The sequence below is a fragment of the Celeribacter baekdonensis genome (assembly GCF_003047105.1).
Taxonomy (GTDB): domain Bacteria; phylum Pseudomonadota; class Alphaproteobacteria; order Rhodobacterales; family Rhodobacteraceae; genus Celeribacter; species Celeribacter baekdonensis_B.
On record NZ_CP028475.1, the window covers coordinates 2,796,767 to 2,816,199 of the forward strand.

General features: G+C 57.1%; 21 protein-coding genes. 15 read left to right on the forward strand and 6 right to left on the reverse strand.

Annotated features, from left to right (window positions below):
* Positions 1 to 119: 119 nt before the first annotated feature.
* Together serB and DA792_RS17340 are read left to right on the forward strand one after the other, a co-directional pair.
* Positions 120 to 1,013: a phosphoserine phosphatase SerB gene (serB, locus tag DA792_RS17335; protein WP_107721498.1), complete on the forward strand. Its 894-nt coding sequence runs from the start codon at positions 120 to 122 to the stop codon at positions 1,011 to 1,013.
* Entirely contained in the window at positions 1,006 to 1,764 is a 759-nt protein-coding gene (locus DA792_RS17340; RefSeq protein WP_107721500.1) for a TSUP family transporter, read from the forward strand. Before serB ends, DA792_RS17340 begins: the two co-directional genes overlap by 8 nt.
* On the opposite strand, the gene DA792_RS17345 is transcribed toward DA792_RS17340, so the two are convergent.
* Positions 1,761 to 2,771: an asparaginase gene (locus DA792_RS17345; protein WP_107721502.1), complete on the reverse strand. Its 1,011-nt coding sequence runs from the start codon at positions 2,769 to 2,771 to the stop codon at positions 1,761 to 1,763. The genes DA792_RS17340 and DA792_RS17345 overlap by 4 nt on opposite strands.
* Before the next feature lie 179 nt (positions 2,772 to 2,950).
* Here DA792_RS17345 and DA792_RS17350 point away from each other — a divergent pair, with 179 nt between their 5' ends.
* From DA792_RS17350 to DA792_RS17365, 4 genes are all read left to right on the forward strand, one after another.
* Positions 2,951 to 3,490, forward strand: coding sequence for an invasion associated locus B family protein (locus DA792_RS17350; protein WP_074645067.1), 540 nt, complete (start codon positions 2,951 to 2,953; stop codon positions 3,488 to 3,490).
* Between the two features lie 124 nt (positions 3,491 to 3,614).
* Positions 3,615 to 4,793 carry a 23S rRNA (adenine(2503)-C(2))-methyltransferase RlmN gene (gene rlmN, locus DA792_RS17355; RefSeq protein ID WP_107721504.1) on the forward strand — a complete coding sequence of 393 codons (1,179 nt, stop codon included), beginning with the start codon at positions 3,615 to 3,617 and terminating at the stop codon, positions 4,791 to 4,793.
* A 163-nt stretch (positions 4,794 to 4,956) separates the two neighbouring features.
* Positions 4,957 to 5,310, forward strand: a complete 354-nt coding sequence (locus DA792_RS17360; RefSeq protein WP_107721506.1) for a hypothetical protein — start codon at positions 4,957 to 4,959, stop codon at positions 5,308 to 5,310.
* Positions 5,311 to 5,336: 26 nt separating this feature from the next.
* On the forward strand, positions 5,337 to 5,543 hold the full coding sequence (locus tag DA792_RS17365; RefSeq protein ID WP_107721508.1) for a hypothetical protein: 207 nt from the start codon (positions 5,337 to 5,339) through the stop codon (positions 5,541 to 5,543).
* Between the two features lie 2 nt (positions 5,544 to 5,545).
* Here DA792_RS17365 and DA792_RS17370 read toward each other — a convergent pair whose 3' ends face one another.
* The gene (locus tag DA792_RS17370; protein WP_107721510.1) at positions 5,546 to 6,406 is read right to left on the reverse strand and encodes a TIGR00730 family Rossman fold protein; all 861 of its coding nucleotides are present in this window, start codon (positions 6,404 to 6,406) and stop codon (positions 5,546 to 5,548) included.
* 123 nt (positions 6,407 to 6,529) lie between these two features.
* Between DA792_RS17370 and dapD the strand changes: the two genes are divergently transcribed.
* From dapD to DA792_RS17390, 4 genes are all read left to right on the forward strand, one after another.
* Positions 6,530 to 7,357: a 2,3,4,5-tetrahydropyridine-2,6-dicarboxylate N-succinyltransferase gene (gene dapD, locus DA792_RS17375; protein WP_107722755.1), complete on the forward strand. Its 828-nt coding sequence runs from the start codon at positions 6,530 to 6,532 to the stop codon at positions 7,355 to 7,357.
* A gap of 89 nt (positions 7,358 to 7,446) precedes the next feature.
* On the forward strand, positions 7,447 to 7,689 hold the full coding sequence (locus DA792_RS17380; RefSeq protein WP_074645056.1) for a GlsB/YeaQ/YmgE family stress response membrane protein: 243 nt from the start codon (positions 7,447 to 7,449) through the stop codon (positions 7,687 to 7,689).
* Positions 7,690 to 7,785: 96 nt separating this feature from the next.
* Entirely contained in the window at positions 7,786 to 8,136 is a 351-nt protein-coding gene (locus tag DA792_RS17385) for a hypothetical protein (protein WP_107721512.1), read from the forward strand.
* A 3-nt stretch (positions 8,137 to 8,139) separates the two neighbouring features.
* A complete protein-coding gene (locus DA792_RS17390; protein ID WP_107721514.1) occupies positions 8,140 to 9,147 on the forward strand; it encodes a TIGR00341 family protein in 1,008 nt (335 codons plus the stop codon).
* A 12-nt stretch (positions 9,148 to 9,159) separates the two neighbouring features.
* On the opposite strand, the gene DA792_RS17395 is transcribed toward DA792_RS17390, so the two are convergent.
* Positions 9,160 to 10,212: a transporter substrate-binding domain-containing protein gene (locus DA792_RS17395; RefSeq protein ID WP_107721516.1), complete on the reverse strand. Its 1,053-nt coding sequence runs from the start codon at positions 10,210 to 10,212 to the stop codon at positions 9,160 to 9,162.
* Between the two features lie 59 nt (positions 10,213 to 10,271).
* Positions 10,272 to 11,252, reverse strand: coding sequence for a Hint domain-containing protein (locus DA792_RS17400; RefSeq protein ID WP_159075313.1), 981 nt, complete (start codon positions 11,250 to 11,252; stop codon positions 10,272 to 10,274).
* A 445-nt stretch (positions 11,253 to 11,697) separates the two neighbouring features.
* On the opposite strand from DA792_RS17400, the gene dapE reads away from it, so the two are divergent.
* The 5 genes from dapE (at position 11,698) to DA792_RS17425 (ending at position 17,557) form a co-directional block, all read left to right on the forward strand.
* Positions 11,698 to 12,855 carry a succinyl-diaminopimelate desuccinylase gene (dapE, locus tag DA792_RS17405; protein ID WP_107721520.1) on the forward strand — a complete coding sequence of 386 codons (1,158 nt, stop codon included), beginning with the start codon at positions 11,698 to 11,700 and terminating at the stop codon, positions 12,853 to 12,855.
* Entirely contained in the window at positions 12,852 to 13,277 is a 426-nt protein-coding gene (locus DA792_RS17410; RefSeq protein WP_107721522.1) for a GNAT family N-acetyltransferase, read from the forward strand. The genes dapE and DA792_RS17410 overlap by 4 nt, the downstream gene beginning before the upstream one ends.
* 17 nt (positions 13,278 to 13,294) lie before the next feature.
* Positions 13,295 to 13,864, forward strand: coding sequence for a TIGR04282 family arsenosugar biosynthesis glycosyltransferase (locus tag DA792_RS17415; RefSeq protein WP_199908199.1), 570 nt, complete (start codon positions 13,295 to 13,297; stop codon positions 13,862 to 13,864).
* A gap of 75 nt (positions 13,865 to 13,939) precedes the next feature.
* The gene (gene rnr / locus DA792_RS17420) at positions 13,940 to 16,195 is read left to right on the forward strand and encodes a ribonuclease R (RefSeq protein WP_107721525.1); all 2,256 of its coding nucleotides are present in this window, start codon (positions 13,940 to 13,942) and stop codon (positions 16,193 to 16,195) included.
* Positions 16,196 to 16,294: 99 nt separating this feature from the next.
* A complete protein-coding gene (locus tag DA792_RS17425; RefSeq protein WP_107721527.1) occupies positions 16,295 to 17,557 on the forward strand; it encodes a lytic murein transglycosylase in 1,263 nt (420 codons plus the stop codon).
* Positions 17,558 to 17,564: 7 nt separating this feature from the next.
* Here DA792_RS17425 and DA792_RS17430 read toward each other — a convergent pair whose 3' ends face one another.
* Both DA792_RS17430 and DA792_RS17435 read right to left on the reverse strand, forming a co-directional pair.
* The gene (locus tag DA792_RS17430; protein WP_107721530.1) at positions 17,565 to 18,044 is read right to left on the reverse strand and encodes an RNA pyrophosphohydrolase; all 480 of its coding nucleotides are present in this window, start codon (positions 18,042 to 18,044) and stop codon (positions 17,565 to 17,567) included.
* Positions 18,045 to 18,091: 47 nt separating this feature from the next.
* Positions 18,092 to 19,417, reverse strand: coding sequence for a S41 family peptidase (locus DA792_RS17435; protein ID WP_107721532.1), 1,326 nt, complete (start codon positions 19,415 to 19,417; stop codon positions 18,092 to 18,094).
* Positions 19,418 to 19,433: the final 16 nt, after the last annotated feature.

Below are 19,433 nucleotides of genomic sequence, written 5' to 3' on the forward strand. Positions count from 1 at the left end.
GCTGGATCGTTTCCGATTGGAAACTTCGAGCCTTGCTCTGAAAACCGTCAAAACGCGCGCTCATAGCACTGGCAACGCGGCATTTCATTGCGTAAACAGGCGACAAACGGAGGCCTCCCATGTTCACCTGTATCCTGCTTACAAACCCCGCCGTACCGGCACTCAACCTGACCACCGTCGATGCATTGCGCTCGGCTTGGGGCGGCGGCGATCTCAAATGGCTCGCACTGGGAGAGGCTGCGGAATTCACTGTCGAGGCGGTGCCGTCGAATCAATGGGATGTCTGGGATGGGCTGCAAGCACAGGGCATCGACTTGATCGTCATTCCCACAGAAGGACGGCGCAAGAAGATGCTCTTGGCGGATATGGACAGCACCATGATCCAGCAGGAATGCATTGATGAATTGGCCGATGTCGCGGGCGTGGGCGATCATGTCAAAGCCATCACCGCCAAAGCAATGAATGGCGAATTGGATTTTGAAGGCGCGCTGAAAGAGCGGGTCGGCTTGCTCAAAGGCTTACCCGAATCCGTCATCCAGCGGGTGATCGACGAACGCATCACCTTTATGCCGGGTGGTTGTGCGCTTTTGGCGACGATGAAACGCGATGGGGCCTATTGTGCGCTGGTCTCGGGCGGGTTCACCGCCTTTACGGGCTATGTGTCGCAGACCCTTGGGTTTGACGAAAATCGCGCCAACACGTTGTTGATCGAAGATGGCAAACTCACCGGCGCGCCGGGGATGCCGATCCTTGGCCGCGAAGCCAAGGTGCAAGCGCTCAAAGACATCACCGCCCGTCTTGGCCTTGGTCATGACGATGTAATGGCCGTGGGCGATGGCGCCAATGATCTGGGCATGTTGGAACTGGCCGGAGCCGGGGTTGCGCTTCATGCCAAACCGTCCGTTGCCGCCGAATGCGACATTCGCATCAATCACGGCGATCTGAGCGCGTTGCTTTACGTCCAAGGCTATGCGAAATCCGAGTTCGCCCAAGTTGAATGCCGGAATGTTTGAGGTCTCAACCGACCTTCTGTTTCTGTTGATCGCAGCGGCTTTTGCCGCGGGGTTTGTCGATAGTATCGCGGGCGGCGGTGGCTTGATCACCGTGCCCGCTTTGATGCTCGCGGGCCTGCCGCCGATCACCGCCTTGGCCACCAACAAAGTGCAGGGACTGTTTGGGGCGGGCATGGCCGCGATCACTTATGCGCGGGCGGGACATGTGGATCTGAAACGTCAAATCGGCCCGGCAATTTTGTCCTTTGTCGGGGCGTTGATTGGCGCGCTTTTGGCAAGTTCTCTGCCGACGGATGTGATCCGTCTGGGTCTGCCGATTCTGCTGATCGCTATCGCGCTGTTCTTTGCCTTCAAACCGGGGCTGAGCGATGTCGATCGGACCCAACGCATCACGCCTGTGGTCTTTGCCACGTGTTTTGTGCCGTTCATTGGATTTTACGATGGTTTGCTTGGCCCCGGCACAGGTGCGTTTTTCATGCTCGGGTTTGTCAGCCTTGCGGGCTACGGCATTCTCAAAGCCACAGCCCACACCAAACTGTTGAATTTCGCCTCCAATATCGGCGGTTTGACCGGGTTTATCTTGGTCGCCAAACCCTTTTGGATGTTGGGTTTGGCAATGGGCGCGGCGCAGATTGCCGGGGCCTATGTTGGATCAACCTTGGCCACGCGCGTGGGGGCAAAGCTGATCAAGCCGGTGCTGGTGATGGCCTCCACCGCCTTGGCGTTGAAACTTATGGCGGACTGGTTTTAAACCGGAAAACCGGGGGCGGTTTTGATCTCGCCGGTGTTGATTCCGGCGAAGTTCGGCACCTCCGGGTTCAGCCGCTTTTTCACCATCGGGTCATTGGCGTCTAACGCACCTAACTTGACCAAAAGAGCGGCAATCGCACATTCGGAGGCGCGCGTCGCTCCATCGGCGATTTTCAACGCAATGCCCAAGCCCTGTTCCGGCAGAATCGCGGTAAATACGCCTTCCGCGCCGGTTTTGATCGTGGCTTTGCCGCCTGCTGCGCGCATCAATTCGGTGCAGGCGCGGCCCTCTCCGGCGACCAGGTCGGGGTGGGTGCGCATCGCCTTAGCCAATCGAAACGCCGCGCGTTCCATCGTGTCGCCGTCTTCGCGCGCACCAGAAAAATATCCCATCGCACGGCCAAGCCCGCGCACCGTGGTGGCGAAATTCGGTGCAGAACACCCGTCGATGCCGTAACCCGGCGAAGTCTCGCCCGTCACGGTTTCAAACGCCTCAAGCGCGGCCCGTTGCACCGGGTGGGAGGGATCAACATAGTCCGGCCCCGCGCCCAAATGTTTGGTCAGGGTCAAAAATCCGCAGTGTTTGCCGGAGCAATTGTTGTGCACTTTGCATTTGCCCTCATCCGCTTTGATTTGGGCGTGAAGCGCGTCCGTGTCCCAGGGCCGTTGCGGGCCGCAGATCAGGTCCTCTTGGCTCAGCCCCAGCCCATTCAGCCAGCTCAGAACCCGCGTGGTGTGGATCGGCGCGCCTTGGTGCGAGGCACAGGACAGCGCGAGTTGTTCAACACTCAGACCAAAGGCATCGGCGGCACCCGATGTGACCAAAGGCAGCGCTTGGATCATCTTCACCGAGGACCGTGGCAAGATCACTGTATCGAGATCGCCCCAGCCCTCAATGATCTCGCCTTTTGCGTTGCAAACCACCGCGAACCCGTCATGTCGGCTTTCGCAAATCGGTCCGCGCCAGACATCAACCATGGGGTGCGTGGAGGGGCGTTGTTGATCCATTTGCTCTTTCCTTTCACGTTTCAGCGAATTTCCGCCAAGGGGCCTTTCCCAAATCAGCGGATTTACGTTACTGTGCCCGCGGAACATCGAAAAAGGTCTCATCACGCCACGAAACCGCAGCTATAGACAGCGGAGGCGTATCGAAAATGGGCCATGATAGCTAGAGGCAGCGAGATAACATGAGTTTTTCTGTGAAACAGGGCCTTCTTGCGGTGGGGTTTGCTATGGTTGCGAGCCATGCAGTCGCGCAGGAAAGCACCAATCAAGTTGGCGCAAACACGGACTGGTACGTCTATGAAGAGGCCGCCCCGTCCAAGACGTGTTGGGCGGTGTCGAAGCCGAAAGAAACCGTTAACACCGACAGCGCAGGCCGTTTGAAATCGGTTACCCGCAGTGAAATCCTATTGTTCGTGACCTATGGTCCGGCCAGTGGTGTCAACGGTCAGGTGTCGTTCTTGGGCGGCTACCCCTTTGCCCCCGGCTCAGAGGTCAGCCTCGACATAGGCGGATCGGATTTCACGCTGTTCACCAAATCCGAGGATGAAACGGCCTGGGCCGTGACCCCGGAAGATGACGCGAAAATCATTGCGGCGATGAAACGCGGCTCTGCGGCGACTCTGACGGCGCGGTCTGCGCGTGGCACGATCACCAAAGACACCTTCTCGCTGTTGGGCTTTACCGCCTCCGTTGAAGAGGCCGCCAAACGCTGCGGCGGTTAATAATTTCCTTTTTCCTACAAAACAAAGGCCCTGCGGAACCTGCGGGGCCTTTTTCATATGGGTTTCATTGTAGCGTCGAATCCTGTATGTGCCGCGCTTATCCATCACAGAAGAGACCCTGAGCATGCAAACCCGCGCCCCGATCACGCAGGATGTTTTGACCATCCCCCGCAAGGAGGACCCCAGCGACAAGATCAATCTCGTCGGCCTGTCCCGTGAGGACCTGCGCATGGTTTTGATCGAAAACGGGACGCCTGAGAAACAGGCGAAGATGCGTGCGGGCCAGATTTGGCAGTGGATATATCAATGGGGCGTGCGTGATTTCACCCAGATGACGAATCTGGGCAAAGCCTACCGCGAAGAGCTTGATGCAAAGTTCGAAGCCCGCATTCCCGAGGTGGTGTCCAAACAGGTCTCCGAGGACGGCACCCGCAAATATCTCGTCCGCATCAATGGTGGGCATGAGGTCGAGGTCGTCTATATCCCCGAAGAGGGCCGTGGCACGCTGTGTATTTCCTCGCAGGTGGGCTGCACGCTGACCTGTTCCTTCTGTCACACAGGCACACAAAAATTGGTGCGCAATCTCACGGCAGGCGAGATCGTCGGTCAGGTGATGATGGCACGCGATGATTTGGACGAGTGGCCAGAAAAAGGGTCACGTAAACCGGATGTTCGCCTGCTCTCCAACATCGTTTTGATGGGCATGGGCGAGCCGCTTTATAATTTTGAGAACGTGCGCGACGCGATGAAAATCGTGATGGATGGCGACGGCATTGCCCTTGGACGGCGTCGGATCACGCTGTCCACCTCCGGCGTTGTGCCGGAAATCCACCGCACGGCCAAAGAGATCGGCTGCCTCTTGGCCGTGTCCTTCCATGCGACCACGGATGAGAGCCGCGACATGTTGGTGCCGATCAACAAACGCTGGAACATCGAGACGCTGTTGGATGCGCTGCGCGACTATCCGAAAGTGTCCAATTCTGAACGCATCACCTTTGAATATGTGATGCTCAAGGACGTGAATGACAGCGACGAGGATGCCTACCGTTTGATCAAACTGCTTGAGGGCATCCCGTCCAAAGTGAACCTCATCCCGTTCAACGAATGGCCCGGCGCGCCCTACAAACGTTCATCGAACAACCGCATCCACGCCTTTGCCAAAATCCTCTTGGCGGCGGGATATGCCTCTCCCATTCGCACTCCGCGCGGCGAAGACATCATGGCCGCTTGTGGTCAGCTCAAATCCGCCACCGAACGCGAACGCAAATCGCGCAAGCAAATCGAGGCCGAAGCCGGGAAGTGATCCCTTTTGACTGTGGAAACAGTGTGTTCACGCTAGGTTCTCGTGTGGTAACGCGGCTTTAACCATGTCCGGGCAAAGTCCCGGCATGGAATGGATACAAATAAGATTCGATAATGACCTTGGTGTCCGCGTTCAACACGCGGCCCATTGTGCCGGGCACCCCATGGGGGCGTATATTCGCGGCGTGTTAGACGTCGCGGTACGCCCCGGTGAGGGGGCGTTCGGCTACAAAGGCCCAAAACAACCCCATGCGCTTCAGGCCTATTTGGCCCATGATTTCGCCTATGCCTCTGGCTGGGACGATCTACAGGATGTGCTGCGCGCGAAGGGATATGAATTGGCCGAGCGTGGCGATGGCTTGATCCTGCAAACCACCGAAGGCGAGCGCCTGTGCAAGGTCTCTCAGATTGGTCAGCCCGACGCGGCCCTCATGAAACAATTCGGCGCGCCCTTTCGGGGGCACGCCCACACATATCTGGCCCAAAAGTCTGTGGGACAGGCCACTCTGACCTTTTAATGCGCACACCTCAAGGAGGTTCCAAAATGGAACAAATCACCCTTTTGCTGTCTGAATCGACGGTTGAAATGCTACATCTTTTGGCGCGCGAGGGCGGTCAAACGATCGGCACCGTGGTGCAAGAGATGGCCCTTGATCGCTACATGCATCGGGCGATGGATGGCGTTCGGTTTGCCGACAGCGCGGCCGAGTATCTTTTGGACGCCGAAATCTCCGTCGCCCAAAAAACCTAACATCAGCGTCCGTCAATGTGTTCGCGGGCCCCTTCCAGCGACCACTCGTCAATCACGGCCACGGCCTCTTCGGCGGTTTCGACGAATTTGAACAGATCAAGGTCGGAATGGGCAATCGTTCCGGCCTCGGCTAGAGCCTCCCAATTGATGATTTTTTCCCAAAAGGCCCGGCCAAACAACAAAAACGGCACCCGGTTCATTCGCCCGGTTTGAATAAGCGTCAGGCTTTCAAACATCTCATCAAGCGTGCCAAACCCGCCCGGAAACACCGCAATCGCTTTTGCGCGCATCAGGAAATGCATCTTGCGGATCGCGAAATAGTGGAAATTGAAACAGAGTTCCGGCGTGACATATTCGTTCGGCGCCTGTTCATGCGGCAAAACGATATTGAGGCCAATGGAAACCCCGCCGGCGTCCTGAGCGCCGCGATTGCCCGCCTCCATCACTCCCGGCCCGCCGCCGGTGACGATCACATTGTGGCGATGCCCGTTCACCTTGGCGCGCTTGGTCATCATCCGGGCAAATGTCCGGGCCTCATCATAGTATTTTGTCAGTTCGGCCAAGGTTTTGGTCCGCGCCGTAGCCTTTTTGACTGGGTCAGGAATGCGCGCGCCGCCAAACAGCACAATTGTGCTTTCGACGCCATATTCGGCCATCATCAATTCGGGTTTCAGCAGCTCCAACTGAAGCCGCACGGGCCGCAATTCGTCGCGGCACATGAACGTGCCATCGGTAAAGGCCAAGGCATAGGACGGCGACCGAGTTTGCGGCGTATCGGGAATATGCCGCGCCGTTTCCATATCCATATGGCTGTCGCGCAACGGATGGCGGCGCGTGGAGGGGGCTTTCGGGGTATCGGTCATGATGTGCAGTGCCTCACAAGTGTTTTGCTTTGCCGCGCTTTGGCATCGTACGCGTTGCGCGGGGGGTCTGGAGCGACTATAGCCTCTGCCAACAGATATTCCATGTTGATCCGGGAGACCCACATGTCCAATGCACTGCTCGAAGCCGCCATCGAAGCCGCCTGGGAGGCGCGCGACACGATCACATCCGCCACCACAGGCGAAACCCGCGAGGCGATCGAAGAGACGTTGAACGCGCTCGACAGCGGCGCATTGCGTGTGGCTGAAAAGCGCGAGAATGGCGATTGGCACGTCAACCAATGGGCCAAAAAGGCCGTTTTGCTCGGCTTCCGCATCAAAGATATGGAAGAACAATCCGGTGGCCCGCAAGGCGGCGGTTGGTGGGATAAGGTCGACAGCAAATTCAAAGGCTGGGGCGACAATCAATGGAAAGCCGCAGGTTTCCGCGCTGTGCCGAACGCCGTTGTCCGCAAATCCGCCTATATCGCACCCGGCGTGGTGTTGATGCCGTCTTTCGTCAACCTTGGCGCGCATGTCGGTGAAGGCACGATGGTCGACACATGGGCTACCGTTGGTTCCTGCGCGCAGATTGGCAAACACGTCCACCTCTCCGGCGGCGTTGGCATCGGCGGCGTTTTGGAGCCGATGCAAGCGGGCCCGACCATCATCGAAGACAATTGTTTCATCGGTGCGCGCTCTGAAGTCGTTGAAGGCGTGATCGTGCGCGAAGGCTCGGTCTTGGGCATGGGTGTCTTTATCGGCCAGTCGACCAAAATCCTCGACCGTGACACTGGCGAAGTCTTCTATGGCGAAGTGCCGCCCTATTCCGTTGTCGTTGCGGGCTCCATGCCGTCGAAAAACGGTGTGCACCTTTATTGCGCGGTCATCGTCAAGCGCGTGGATGAGAAAACGCGCTCCAAAACCGGGATCAACGAGTTGCTTCGCGACTGATCCGCCCTATATCTATTGAGAGCGGGCGCGCGGGGGCAACCTTTGCGCGCCTTTTTCGTTGCCAAATGTCAGTAACTAAGGAGTGTCTTATGGGACTTGGACTTATTGCTTCGATCATCATCGGTGGTATTGCGGGCTGGATTGCAAGCAACCTGATGAAAGCCAACACAGGTCTTCTGATGAACATCGTTTTGGGGATTGTCGGCGCCTTTGTGTTAAATCTGATCCTGTCGCTTATGGGAATTTATGCCGCAAATGCATGGCTGCCGCAGCTCGTCGTGAGTGTTCTTGGCGCAAGCCTTTTGATCTGGGTGGCGCGCCGGGTGCGCTGAGCCGCCTATCATGATCCCGCCTCTCTTTGACGGGATCATACCCCTGTCAATCCGCTGAGGCTTGACTTTCCCTCGCCGCCTGAGCAAACGGATGGCATGACAAAAGAACCAAAAATCAGCCGCCAAAAGGTCTATACCCTGCTGGTCGAAGTGGGTCGCAAAGAAGGCGACGGGTTGCCCAAAGGGGCCACCGGCGGCGCGCTTATGATCTACGCGTCCGGAGTGGACGAAGCCGAGGCTGTGCGCGAAAGCGTCGCGATCCTGAAACAGGCCGACCTCGCGCCGCTTGATGTGACGGGGTATGGCACGTTGGAGGAACGGCTGGCCGAGGGTCACGACATCTCCGACGATGAACGCGCGTTGATGCAGCGCGCCTTGGCTGAAAATTCGGTCATCGTGGCGCAATTGACCCCGTTCTTCGAAGGCGATGACGGCGTGAGGCACTAAGCCATGGCGGATCGCCTCGTTCAGCTTGTGATTTCAAAACAAGATGTCGAGGATGTCTCGGGCTGTCTGACCGAAATGTCGTCCCGCGATTGGTGGCAAGTGCCCTGTGGCGGTGATGATGAACGGGTGACGGTATTTATTTCCCTGCATAAAGCCGATGCCCAAGAGGTTATTGACCGTCTGGCTGAGACATTGGACGGGCGCACTGGGTGGCGACTGTATTCCTTGGCCACCGAATCCAGCCTGCCAGAAAACACCGATGAAGACGAACAAGAGCGGATTGCTCAAAAGGAAACGGCGGCGACACGCGAAGACATTTATGCCGATATTCGCGCCGATGCGGCGCTGACCAAAGACTATTTGATCATGTCCGCCCTTGCGACCTGTGTTGCCGCAATTGGGCTCAGATCGGGTCAAGTTGCGGTGGTCATCGGTGCCATGGTGATCGCGCCGCTTTTGGGGCCCATCATCGCCTTTGCTTTTGCGACAGCACTTGGCAATCTCGCCTTGTTGAAAATCTCGGCGCGCTCTTTGGGTGCTGGGATTTTAGTGTCGGTCTTGGTTGGCGCGGTGATCGGGCAGGTGTTCCCTGCACCTCAAGAAACCGGGCTTTTGGATTACTCTGGCGTCCTGTCGCTTCAGACCGTGATCTTGCCTTTGGCTTCGGGTGCGGCTGCGGCGCTTATGGTCGCCTCTGGCGGCACCTCCGCTTTGATCGGTGTGATGGTCGCGGCCGCGCTTTTGCCGCCGCTTGCGGGATTCGGTCTTTTGATCGGGGGGCAAGATTGGAGCATGGCTATGCGTGCTTTGGCGAGCGTGGCCGTCAATATCGTCGCCATAAACCTTGCCGCTCAAGTGGTTTTTGTCCTCAAAGGCATCCGCCCAAGACGCTGGAAAAGCAAAGCTCATGCCACATCTGTGCGCGTGAGCCTTGCGATCTCTGTCGGCTTGGTCTTGTTGGTGACGCTTGCGTTATGGGGCTTTGGACATCCTGATTTTTGGCACAATTGACGTGCTTCGAGTCTATTTTGATCCAAACCATTTGCGATAAATCGCATCGTAGGTGCCATTTTCCCGCAGTTCCAAAAGGCTTTGATTGATCGGTTCGGCCAACGCAGACCCCGAAGGCAGAGCAATCCCATAGTTTTCCGGCACAAAGATTTGGCCAATAAGCCGCGCTTTGCCCCGGCCTTCTTTGGTCACATAATAGGCGAGGATTGGAGCATCATAGACCACTGCGTCAATCTCGCCCTGTTCAAATGCTTTCAGCATCGCCGCAGGATCATGATAGGGCGTGAAATTCAGATCACGTCGAGTGAGGAACTCTGCCGCAGTCGAGCGCTCAACCGTCCCGATGGTTTTGCCATAAAGATCGTTGAGACCGTTCACATTGGCTTGGATCGCATCGACGGTCAGTGCTGCGGTGATGCGCGCAACAAAAACGGACACTAAAAACAGAGACGAAATCACCAGAAACACGCCAAATAGACGGCCCATGGGCGAGCGCGGTTGCCGTTCCTCAAACCCACCATTGACGACAAGGTTCAAAGCCCACCAAAAGGCCGGGAACATCGCTTGGCTGGCGGGCATGTCGAAATACTCTTGATGACGCTTTTCAAAATGCCACATCAACATGCCACCGCCGAGCAAAAGTGCGAAAGCCCCCGCCAAAGCGAGCAAAAGATCTTTTGAGAGGACGACGGCCCAAACGGAACTGCTGTCATTGCCCAGAGGGGTCATGATTTGCAGGCCAGCCTGAAAAATTGGTTGGGAAAAATCCATGACCGACTCACGGCTTGCCGTGATCGAAATATTCGCAACGGCGGCGTCGGCGGTGTTATCTTCAATCGCGCCAAGCATCTCGGTAAAACTGTCGACCCGCTCGATGGTGTAGCTCCAGCCAAGTTCATTGGCCAATGCGTCCCAAAGCTCCATGGAGAAGCCGGTGTCGCGTCCGCCCTCAAACATGGAAAACGGCACGCGCGAGACGGTCATGATTTTAAAGTCTTGTGCCCATGCCGACATAGGGCTGAACAATAGAAAAAGAAGCGCCCAAAGGCGGAAAATGTGATTCATAGTATCACCCCCATCAAGATCGCATATGGCATATGCAGGGCCCTGCTTTCAATCATGGATCACAGGTAGCGGTCGGAAAGAAGCGCAAGGGCTTCATGGCGCAACAGGGATGCAGGGGCGTCACATGGTTTTGGGATCTGCGTCGTGTTGAGATGCGAGAGGCGGGTCGGTCCAGCTTGGTGCGGGTCGTGGTTCAGGGCGAGAGGCATGACGCGAATGCCTGCGACGTGGTAGGCCTGAAAATCAGCAAGTACGAGATTGTAGCGTTTCGATACCAATCCAGCCAAAGAGGCCGTGGCCGGAAGGAAGGGCGCGATGTGTATGGCTTTGATCGACACGTCTTCGAGGCCAAAGAGATAGGCGGTATCGACCCCTTCGGTCAGGATTTCGCAGCGTTGCGTGACGTCGAGGGTCTGAAGCAGGTTTTGAAAGGGGCGCCGTAGGCGCACCAAACCCATGCTGCCAACATTTGGCAAGGTGGTTTCGATCAGCGCGACCAAGGGCGACAGGCCGCCTGATTGGGTTGAAATGAGCGTCCCGGGCGTGAGGGTTTCGATCGGGCGCGGGCCATGTTCGGTGTCGACCAGTGCTTTGGCGGCGATGCCTTCAGAATATCCCAGAGGTTCAACATGATCAGCAAAGGCAAAACAGGTGACATCAGGCGTCAGAGACGGGCCGTCGATGGCAAACAATATCCGCGCAAGATCGTCTTCGTGCAAGGGCACAGGGCGTTCGGCAGAGGCTTTGGATTTTATAGCACCCGTCTCAAGGTTCTCGGCACCGACCCACGCATTTTGTGTCTCGCAGCACCAACTGTAGGTGATGCGAATGGGGGTTTCTTTGCGCCATGCGGAGAGATCAAGCGACAGAACAGAGAGGTTTTGACCTTGCTCGACGGCCACCCAAAGCCGACCATTGGGTCCCAACACCATGTGAAAACTGCGCCGAATGCCAGCGTGACGTTCAAAGTCTACCAGATCAAGAGGTTGACGAAACTGATCGGGGATCGCGGTTTCGAGGATCACACTGCCGCTGGTCAACGCGCGACACCGCACAGACCCGCGTGATGCGCCCTGCTCCACTCCATGCGGGTTGTAAACGGGGTGACAGTTTGCTGCCCCTGACCCAAGCCACGCCATATGATGCCCGCCCCCTCATGATCATGACCTTGTGCAAAAGATCATGATCTGCACACTGCTGATGAAGCAGAACCAACACACAGGGAACCACGCGGAAAACCGCGTTTTGAGTGACTTGTTAATGGGTAGCAGAACCGTTCGGGTTTGCCCGCAACTGGGTCTGACGCCTGCCTCGTCTTTATTTTGAATATACTCAAACATGCAATTTTGAATTTGTTAACACTTTTTCACACCGCCGCTAAATGGCGATGTGATCTGTTACAGTCACGCCACAATCTTCGGATTGCCCCGCGCGGGCTGGGCGGGTAACTCTTGAGGTCATATTTGGAGACCAAAGGAGGCCGCAATGGCGCTCGATACACCGCTCGATCCGGTTCAACTGACAGCCGACCTGATCCGCTGTCCAAGCGTCACACCAAACGAGGCCGGTGCGTTGGTCCTGCTGGAGCGGGTGTTGACGGGGGCCGGATTTACCTGTGTTCGGGTCGATCGAAATGGCACGCCGAACCTGTTCGCCCGTTGGGGCGACAAAGGCGCGGCCCGCAGCTTGGGCTTCAATGGTCACACGGATGTTGTCCCTGTCGGGGATGTTGAGGCTTGGACCCATGATCCATTTGGTGGCGAGATCACCGATGGTGTACTGTGGGGCCGCGGGGCCACAGATATGAAATCCGGCGTGGCAGCTTTTGTTGCCGCCGCTTGCGACTATGCGACCCAAACTCAGCCCAAAGATGACGCCATCATCATCACCATCACCGGTGATGAAGAGGGTGATGCCACGGACGGCACTGTCGCTTTGCTCGATTGGATGGCGCAAAACGGTGAGGCGATGAGCGACTGTATTGTTGGCGAACCGACCTGCCCGAACACCATGGGTGAGATGATGAAAATCGGACGGCGCGGCTCTCTCACCGCGTATTTCACCGCACGCGGCACTCAGGGCCATGTCGCCTACCCGCATCAGACCCACAATCCGGTTCCAGTTTTGGCGCGGCTGATGGCCGATCTTTCGGCGCATACGCTGGATCAGGGCACGGCACATTTTGACCCGAGCAACCTCGAAGTCACAACATTTGACACAGGCAATCCGGCGACCAACGTGGTTCCGGCACTCTGTCAGGCCACCGTCAACATTCGCTTTAACGATGCTCACTCAGGCGCGTCTCTGTCCGACTGGTTGCGCGCCAAAGCTGCGCGCATGGCCGAGGAAACCGGGATCGAGATCGAGGTGCGGTTTTCCATTTCGGGCGAAAGTTTCCTGACCCCACCCGGTGTCTTCGTGGACTTGGTGGCAGGCTCTGTTGAAGCGGTCACGGGGGTGCGCCCGGAGCTGTCAACCACGGGCGGTACTTCGGATGCGCGTTTTGTCAAAAACCACTGTCCTGTGCTGGAATTTGGCCTCGTCGGCAAGACCATGCATAAAGTTGACGAGCAGGTGTCAGTCTCGCAAATCGAAGACCTAAAAAAGGTCTATTCTCGTCTAATTGGGGACTATTTCGTATGAGTATCACCATCCGCAAAACCGATGACATCAAAGCCTGTTTGGCGCTGAGGCTGATGGTCTTTGTCGAGGAGCAAAACGTCCCGCTTGAAGACGAGATTGACGCATTTGACAATGAGGCGACGCATTTCCTCGCCCAAGATAAGGCGGGTGCTGCCGTGGGCACCGCGCGTGTCATCGAAGCCGATGAAATTGGCAAAATAGGCCGGGTTTGTGTCGAAAAGTCACAAAGAGGCACGGGGCTTGGCGCAGCTCTGATTGAGGCGTGTTTGGCAGACCTCAAGACCCGCCCTCACATCAAAACCGCGAAACTTGGCGCGCAAAACCACGCCATCGGATTTTATGAACGGTTCGGTTTTCGCGTGATTGGTGACGAATATATGGACGGTGGCATTCCGCATCACGACATGGTTCTCCCCCTGTGAGACCACGCGTGGCCCTGATGGTCAAAGAACCGCATCCTGGTCGAGTCAAAACCCGTCTGGGCTGCGACATTGGCATGGTGCACGCGGCGTGGTGGTTTCGTCACCAAGCGCTCGGGACGATCCGCCGCCTGCGCGATCCGCGTTGGGATATTGTGTTGGCTGTATCGCCAGATCACGAGGGTCTGTTAAGTCGAGTGTGGCCCGCTGATCTTATCAAAATTCCACAAGGCCATGGTGATCTCGGTGCCCGTATGACGCGCGTGCTGCGAGCCAGCGCTCCGCATCCAACCTGTGTCATTGGCGCCGATATTCCGGGCCTTCAAAAATGCCACATTCGACAGGCTTTTGCTGGATTAGGGTCATATTCTGGTGTGATCGGCCCCGCTACGGATGGGGGGTATTGGCTCATCGGGATGCGCCATCCGGCGCAGCAACCTTCGGGTTTCTTAACCTCTGTGCGCTGGTCCACGCGTTGGGCGCGGGAGGATACACTCAACTCCGCCAAAGACATGAATTGGGCCGAGTTAGAGACGCTTTCGGACGTCGATGACCTTACTGATTTGCGCCGATTGAGCGGACGCGGCTGACCTGCCCACGATGATTTCATCACATCCACCGCTTTGTCAGTGGTGAGGCGCAGCGGGCCGTGGTAGATTCGCCGCATGAACAAGATCCCCACCAAAGACGAAATCCTCCAATGGATTTCCGATCACCCGACTGAGAGCGCAAAGCGCGATATTGCCAAGGCTTTTGGCATCAAAGGCGCTGCGCGGATCGACCTGAAACGCATCCTCAGAGAGCTTGAGGCGGAGGGTCATCTGCAGAAGCGGCACAAGACCTATCGCGACCCGGATAAATTGCCTCCGGTGTCGGTTTTGTCCGTGTTTGCACCTGACTCTCAGGGCGATTTGTTTGCGCGTCCGCTGGAGTGGACCGGAGAAGGCCCTGAACCACGCATTTTGATGGTGCTGCGCGAAAGCGACGCCGCCCTAGGCGAGGGCGAACGGATCTTGGCCAAGCTGCAAGAGGTGAGGGGCGAGGATCATCAATATGAGGCCCGCCTGATCCGTAAAATAGGCTCTAATCCACACAAAATCTTGGGTGTCTACCGCAAGGATGCCGAAGGTGGGCGGGTTGTGCCGATCGACAAGGGCAATGAAAAAGACTTTTTGGTCCGGTCCGGCAATGACTATGGCGCGCAGGATGGCGAATTGGTTGAGGCCGAGCAGGCCGGACCAAGGGGGCGTATGGGCCTGCCTCTGGCGCGAATTATCACACGTCTGGGCGACCCGAGTGCGCCCAAGGCCGTGTCGCTGATCGCGATCCACCAACATGGCATCCCCGATGATTTCCCTGATGATGTGATCTCTGAGGCCGATGTCGCCAAGCCGGCGGGCCTCAAGGGGCGTGAAGACCTGCGCGATCTGCCGCTCGTGACCATTGATCCCGCCGATGCGCGCGACCACGATGACGCGATTTGGGCTGAATTCGACCCTGATCCGGCCAACTCCGGTGGTTTCATTCTTTGGGTCGCGATTGCCGATGTGGCGCATTATGTGACGCCCGGTTCCGCGCTTGATCGCGAGGCGTGGAAACGTGGCAACTCCACCTATTTCCCAGATCGGGTTGTCCCGATGTTGCCGGATCGTCTCTCCGGCGATCTGTGCTCACTGCACGAAGGCGTGCCGCGGGCCTGTTTGGCGGTGCGGATGGTGATTGATTCCGAGGGCAAAAAGAAATCGCATCGCTTTATGCGTGGGTTGATGAAATCTGCCGCCTCTCTGAATTACGCCGAAGTGCAAGCGGCGCGCGACGGGCAGCCGAACGAGGCCTGTGCTCCGTTGATGGAGACCGTGATTGCGCCGATTTATGAGGCCTACGAGGCGCTCAAACGCGCGCGTCATGACCGTCAGCCGCTGGATTTGGATCTACCTGAGCGCAAGATCGTTTTGGGTGAGGATGGGCGTGTCGCCTCTGTTGCTATAGCTGAGCGCTTTGATGCGCATCGGTTGATCGAGGAATTCATGGTGCTGGCCAATGTCGCCGCCGCCGAAGAGCTGTTTCATCGCAACCGACCACTGCTGTACCGGGTGCACGAAGAACCCTCGGGTGAAAAGCTTGAGGCGCTGCGCGAAGTGGCGCAGGCCTCTGGCTTTACGCTGGCTAAGGGGCAGGTGATCCACACCTCGCATCTGAACAAACTTCTGGCTCAGGCTGAAGGCACGGATCAGGACGAATTGATCAACATTTCGACCCTGCGTTCGATGACCCAAGCCTATTACCACCCGGAGAATTTCGGTCATTTTGGCCTCGCTTTGCGCTCCTATGCGCATTTCACCTCACCGATCCGTCGCTACGCTGACCTCATTGTCCACCGCGGCCTGATTTCGGCTCATGGTTGGGGTAAGGACGGTCTGTCCGCTGATGAGATTGAGCGTTTGGAGGTGACGGCCAAACATATCTCCGAAACCGAACGTCGTTCGATGACGGCGGAGCGCGACACGAATGACCGCTATCTGGCCTCCTATCTGAGCGAACGGATCGGCAATGAGATGACCGGGCATATTTCGGGCATCCAAAAATTTGGCGCTTTCATCAAACTGGACGAAACCGGCGCCGATGGTCTTGTGCCGGTGCGCACGATGGGCGCGGAGTTTTTCCACTATGATCCAGACGAGCAAACGCTCATGGGCTCTGACACCGGCATGAAGATTTCGATCGGCCAAAAGGTCGTCGTGCGCATTGCGGAGGCTGTGCCGGTGACCGGCGGGTTGGAGTTGGAATTGCTGTCGGTTGATGGAGCATTGATGCCGCGCGGACCGCGTCGGGCCAAGGGCCGCGTGGTGTCGCGCAAGTACAATAAAGGTAAGGCCCATAAGGAAAAAATCCGCAAGAAAGCACAGCGGCGGCGGAGCTAAACGGCGCAGATAGCGGATTCTCGCCGCCTCTGTGTTCCCGGCTTCAACCCCGCCAAGGTTTTGGTTTACGTTCGAATAAATGTTATTGGAGCTGTCAGAATGCGCCCTGTTTTCCTCTCTGCCTTTGGTCTGTTTTTCGGGCTTAGCCTTACCTCCGCCGCCGCACAACCTGCGGGGAAAATTGCGGAATTTCCGCATCATTTTAATCGGGAGAGCGCCGTGACCTTGGTCTCATCCACATCACAAGCTGGGTTGGACGCATGGATTGCCGGGTTCAAAACCCGTGCCATGCGTGAAGGCATTTCTCAGACCACCTTTGACCGTGCTTTTCGCGGTGTGCGCTATAATGAGGGCGTGATCGCCAAGGATCGCAAACAGTCCGAATTCACCAAACAAATCTGGGATTATCTCGACAGTGCCGCCTCGCCCACGCGGGTGTCGAACGGTCAGGCCGCGATGCGCAAACATGCTGCGGTTTTGGATGGGGTCGAGCGGGTGTACGGTGTCGATAAACATGTGGTCGCTGCGATCTGGGGCGTTGAGAGTGCCTACGGCGCGACCCGAGGCGATATCAACGTGATCGAAGCGATGGCGACATTGGCCTATGATGGGCGGCGCGGTCGGTTTTTTGAAAGCCAACTTATGGCGGCTTTGAAAATCCTTCAGTCGGGCGACACCTCGCCCCATAATATGAAGGGCAGTTGGGCCGGTGCGATGGGCCACACCCAGTTTATTCCGACCTCCTTTCTGGCCTTTGCGGTCGATGGCAACGGCGATGGCAAACGTGACATTTGGTCGAATGACCCGACCGACGCGCTGGCCTCTACGGCCGCTTATTTGGCCAAGCACGGTTGGAAAAAAGGTCAGCCTTGGGGGGTCGAAGTGCGACTTCCGGCTGGATTCGACTATAGTTCAGCGCGACGGGACACGATGCGTGCCCCCTCAGAATGGGCCTCCTTAGGGGTGATGGGAATCGATGGGCGGCCCGTGCCAAACTATGGCAAAGGCTCGATCCTTTTGCCTGCGGGTGCTTCGGGCGCAGCCTTTATGATCTTTGACAATTTCGCGGTGATTGAGCGGTACAACAAGGCGGATGCCTATGTGATCGGCGTTGGGCATCTGTCCGATCGGTTGCGTGGTGGTCCGGCGATTCAGGCCTCTTGGCCGCGCGGCTATGCGCCGCTGTCGTTCAAGGAAAAGATGCAAATGCAGCGGATTTTGAAGCGCAAAGGCTTTTTGGACGACAAGGTCGACGGCATTATTGGCCCGAACACGATCAACGCGATCCGAGCGTTTCAGAACTCGGTTGGTGTGACCCCGGATGGTTATCCGTCACAGACGCTTTTGAAGCTGTTGAAATAGGGAGATCTCAGGCCAAATGGCCTGAGAATTCAGCCACCAAGGCTTGGTAAATATCGCGTTTAAACGGCACAATATCAGACACCAAACCGGCTGAATCGGTCCATTTCCATTGGCCGAATTCGGGATGATCGGTGTCTATGTTGATGGCGCTCTCAACCCCTTTGAAGCGCAGCACGAACCAGAGCTGTTTTTGGCCGCGATATTTGCCCTTCCAGACCTTGCCCAAAAGGTGATCCGGCAAATCGTATGTTAGCCAATCTGAGGTCTGCGCCAATACTTCGACATGTTCGGAGGTGACCCCGATCTCTTCCCAAAGCTCGCGCAAAGCGGCCTCTTCGGGGGCTTCCCCATCGTCGATCCCGCCTTGCGGCATCTGCCACGCGCCGGGCGTGTCGATACGTTCACCGACAAAAATCCGCCCCTCGGCATTCAACAACATGATCCCCACGCAAGGGCGGTAGGGCAGGGTGGATAGGTCTTTGGTCATCAGGTCCTCGCAAGAAAAAGGGGGCACATGGCCCCCTCTCCATAGGATTAATTTCCGATTTTCGACAGGCCTTTCAGCAGGTCGATCGCATAAGCGAGTTGGAAATCCTCATCGCGCAGCTTCGCGGCCTCTTCGGCGGCAGCGCGCTCTTCTTCGATCTTGCGACGCTCGTCTTCGGTGAAGCTGTCGTTGTTGAGCGCCCCGCGCAGATCGGCCTCGGAACGGAATTTCGGTGCATCTGCGGTCTCGTCGGTTTCGGGCTGACGTGGCGGCTGTGCGACGATGATGTCGGGCGAAATGCCAAGCGCCTGAATAGAGCGACCCGAGGGCGTATAATAGCGCGCCGTGGTCAGGCGCATCGCTCCATCAGATCGCAGCGGCATGACGGTTTGCACCGAGCCTTTGCCAAAGGATTTCGTGCCAACAACAACCGCGCGGTGGTGATCTTGCAACGCGCCAGAGACGATTTCAGAGGCCGAAGCCGAACCGCCGTTGATCAGTACGACAATCGGTTTGCCCTCGGCCAAATCGCCCGGCTGCGCATTGACGCGTTCGCTGTCCTCGGGTGTGCGGCCACGGGTCGAAACGATTTCACCTTCTTCCAAGAAGGCATCAGAGACCTTGATCGCCTGATCCAAAAGCCCTCCGGGATTGTTGCGCAGATCGACGACGATGCCATCAACATTGTCCATCCCGCCCAATTCTTCGACGCCTTTTTTGAGACCATCGGCGAGGTTCGGATAGGTTTGTTCGTTGAACGTGGTGACGCGCAGCACAATGGTGTGGTCTTCGACGCGCGACCGCACGGCGGTCAATTTGATCGTGTCGCGGATGATGGAGATGTCGAACGGTTCTTCGACACCCTCACGCACCACGGTGATGACGATCTCGGAGCCAACCGGCCCTCGCATCAATTCCACGGTTTGATCAAGGGTCATCCCCATCACGCTGCTGCCATCGACGGCGGTGATATAATCGCCGGTTTCAACACCGGCAATATCGGCGGGAGTGCCATCCATCGGCGCGACGACTTTGACAAAGCCCTCTTCTTGCGTAACCTCAATCCCAAGACCGCCAAAGGAGCCGGAGGTTTGCACCCGCATATCGGCGGCGTCTTTGGGGGACAGGTAGGAGGAATGCGGATCAAGCGAGGAGAGCATCCCGTCAATGGCCGCCTCAATCAGCGCCTCGGAATCGACCTCTTCGACATATTGTGCCCGGATGCGTTCAAACACGTCGCCAAATAGATCGAGTTGCTCGTAGACATTGCTGGACTTCTCGGCTTCTTGCGCCAAAAGCGGACCGGCGAATTGCGTCGAGATCAATGTGCCCGCAAGGATACCGGCCACGCCCGCCATCAAATATTTCTTCATTCCTGTTCCTCTCACC

What these genes read in the sequence shown, in the direction of transcription:
- serB (WP_107721498.1), top strand. Translation starts at nt 120, where the DNA reads ATGTTCACCTGTATCCTGCTTACAAACCCCGCCGTACCGGCACTCAAC.
- DA792_RS17340 (WP_107721500.1), top strand. Translation starts at nt 1,006, where the DNA reads ATGTTTGAGGTCTCAACCGACCTTCTGTTTCTGTTGATCGCAGCGGCT.
- DA792_RS17345 (WP_107721502.1), bottom strand. Translation starts at nt 2,771, where the DNA reads ATGGATCAACAACGCCCCTCCACGCACCCCATGGTTGATGTCTGGCGC.
- DA792_RS17350 (WP_074645067.1), top strand. Translation starts at nt 2,951, where the DNA reads ATGAGTTTTTCTGTGAAACAGGGCCTTCTTGCGGTGGGGTTTGCTATG.
- rlmN (WP_107721504.1), top strand. Translation starts at nt 3,615, where the DNA reads ATGCAAACCCGCGCCCCGATCACGCAGGATGTTTTGACCATCCCCCGC.
- DA792_RS17360 (WP_107721506.1), top strand. Translation starts at nt 4,957, where the DNA reads ATGGGGGCGTATATTCGCGGCGTGTTAGACGTCGCGGTACGCCCCGGT.
- DA792_RS17365 (WP_107721508.1), top strand. Translation starts at nt 5,337, where the DNA reads ATGGAACAAATCACCCTTTTGCTGTCTGAATCGACGGTTGAAATGCTA.
- DA792_RS17370 (WP_107721510.1), bottom strand. Translation starts at nt 6,406, where the DNA reads ATGACCGATACCCCGAAAGCCCCCTCCACGCGCCGCCATCCGTTGCGC.
- dapD (WP_107722755.1), top strand. Translation starts at nt 6,530, where the DNA reads ATGTCCAATGCACTGCTCGAAGCCGCCATCGAAGCCGCCTGGGAGGCG.
- DA792_RS17380 (WP_074645056.1), top strand. Translation starts at nt 7,447, where the DNA reads ATGGGACTTGGACTTATTGCTTCGATCATCATCGGTGGTATTGCGGGC.
- DA792_RS17385 (WP_107721512.1), top strand. Translation starts at nt 7,786, where the DNA reads ATGACAAAAGAACCAAAAATCAGCCGCCAAAAGGTCTATACCCTGCTG.
- DA792_RS17390 (WP_107721514.1), top strand. Translation starts at nt 8,140, where the DNA reads ATGGCGGATCGCCTCGTTCAGCTTGTGATTTCAAAACAAGATGTCGAG.
- DA792_RS17395 (WP_107721516.1), bottom strand. Translation starts at nt 10,212, where the DNA reads ATGAATCACATTTTCCGCCTTTGGGCGCTTCTTTTTCTATTGTTCAGC.
- dapE (WP_107721520.1), top strand. Translation starts at nt 11,698, where the DNA reads ATGGCGCTCGATACACCGCTCGATCCGGTTCAACTGACAGCCGACCTG.
- DA792_RS17410 (WP_107721522.1), top strand. Translation starts at nt 12,852, where the DNA reads ATGAGTATCACCATCCGCAAAACCGATGACATCAAAGCCTGTTTGGCG.
- DA792_RS17415 (WP_199908199.1), top strand. Translation starts at nt 13,295, where the DNA reads ATGGTCAAAGAACCGCATCCTGGTCGAGTCAAAACCCGTCTGGGCTGC.
- rnr (WP_107721525.1), top strand. Translation starts at nt 13,940, where the DNA reads ATGAACAAGATCCCCACCAAAGACGAAATCCTCCAATGGATTTCCGAT.
- DA792_RS17425 (WP_107721527.1), top strand. Translation starts at nt 16,295, where the DNA reads ATGCGCCCTGTTTTCCTCTCTGCCTTTGGTCTGTTTTTCGGGCTTAGC.
- DA792_RS17430 (WP_107721530.1), bottom strand. Translation starts at nt 18,044, where the DNA reads ATGACCAAAGACCTATCCACCCTGCCCTACCGCCCTTGCGTGGGGATC.
- DA792_RS17435 (WP_107721532.1), bottom strand. Translation starts at nt 19,417, where the DNA reads ATGAAGAAATATTTGATGGCGGGCGTGGCCGGTATCCTTGCGGGCACA.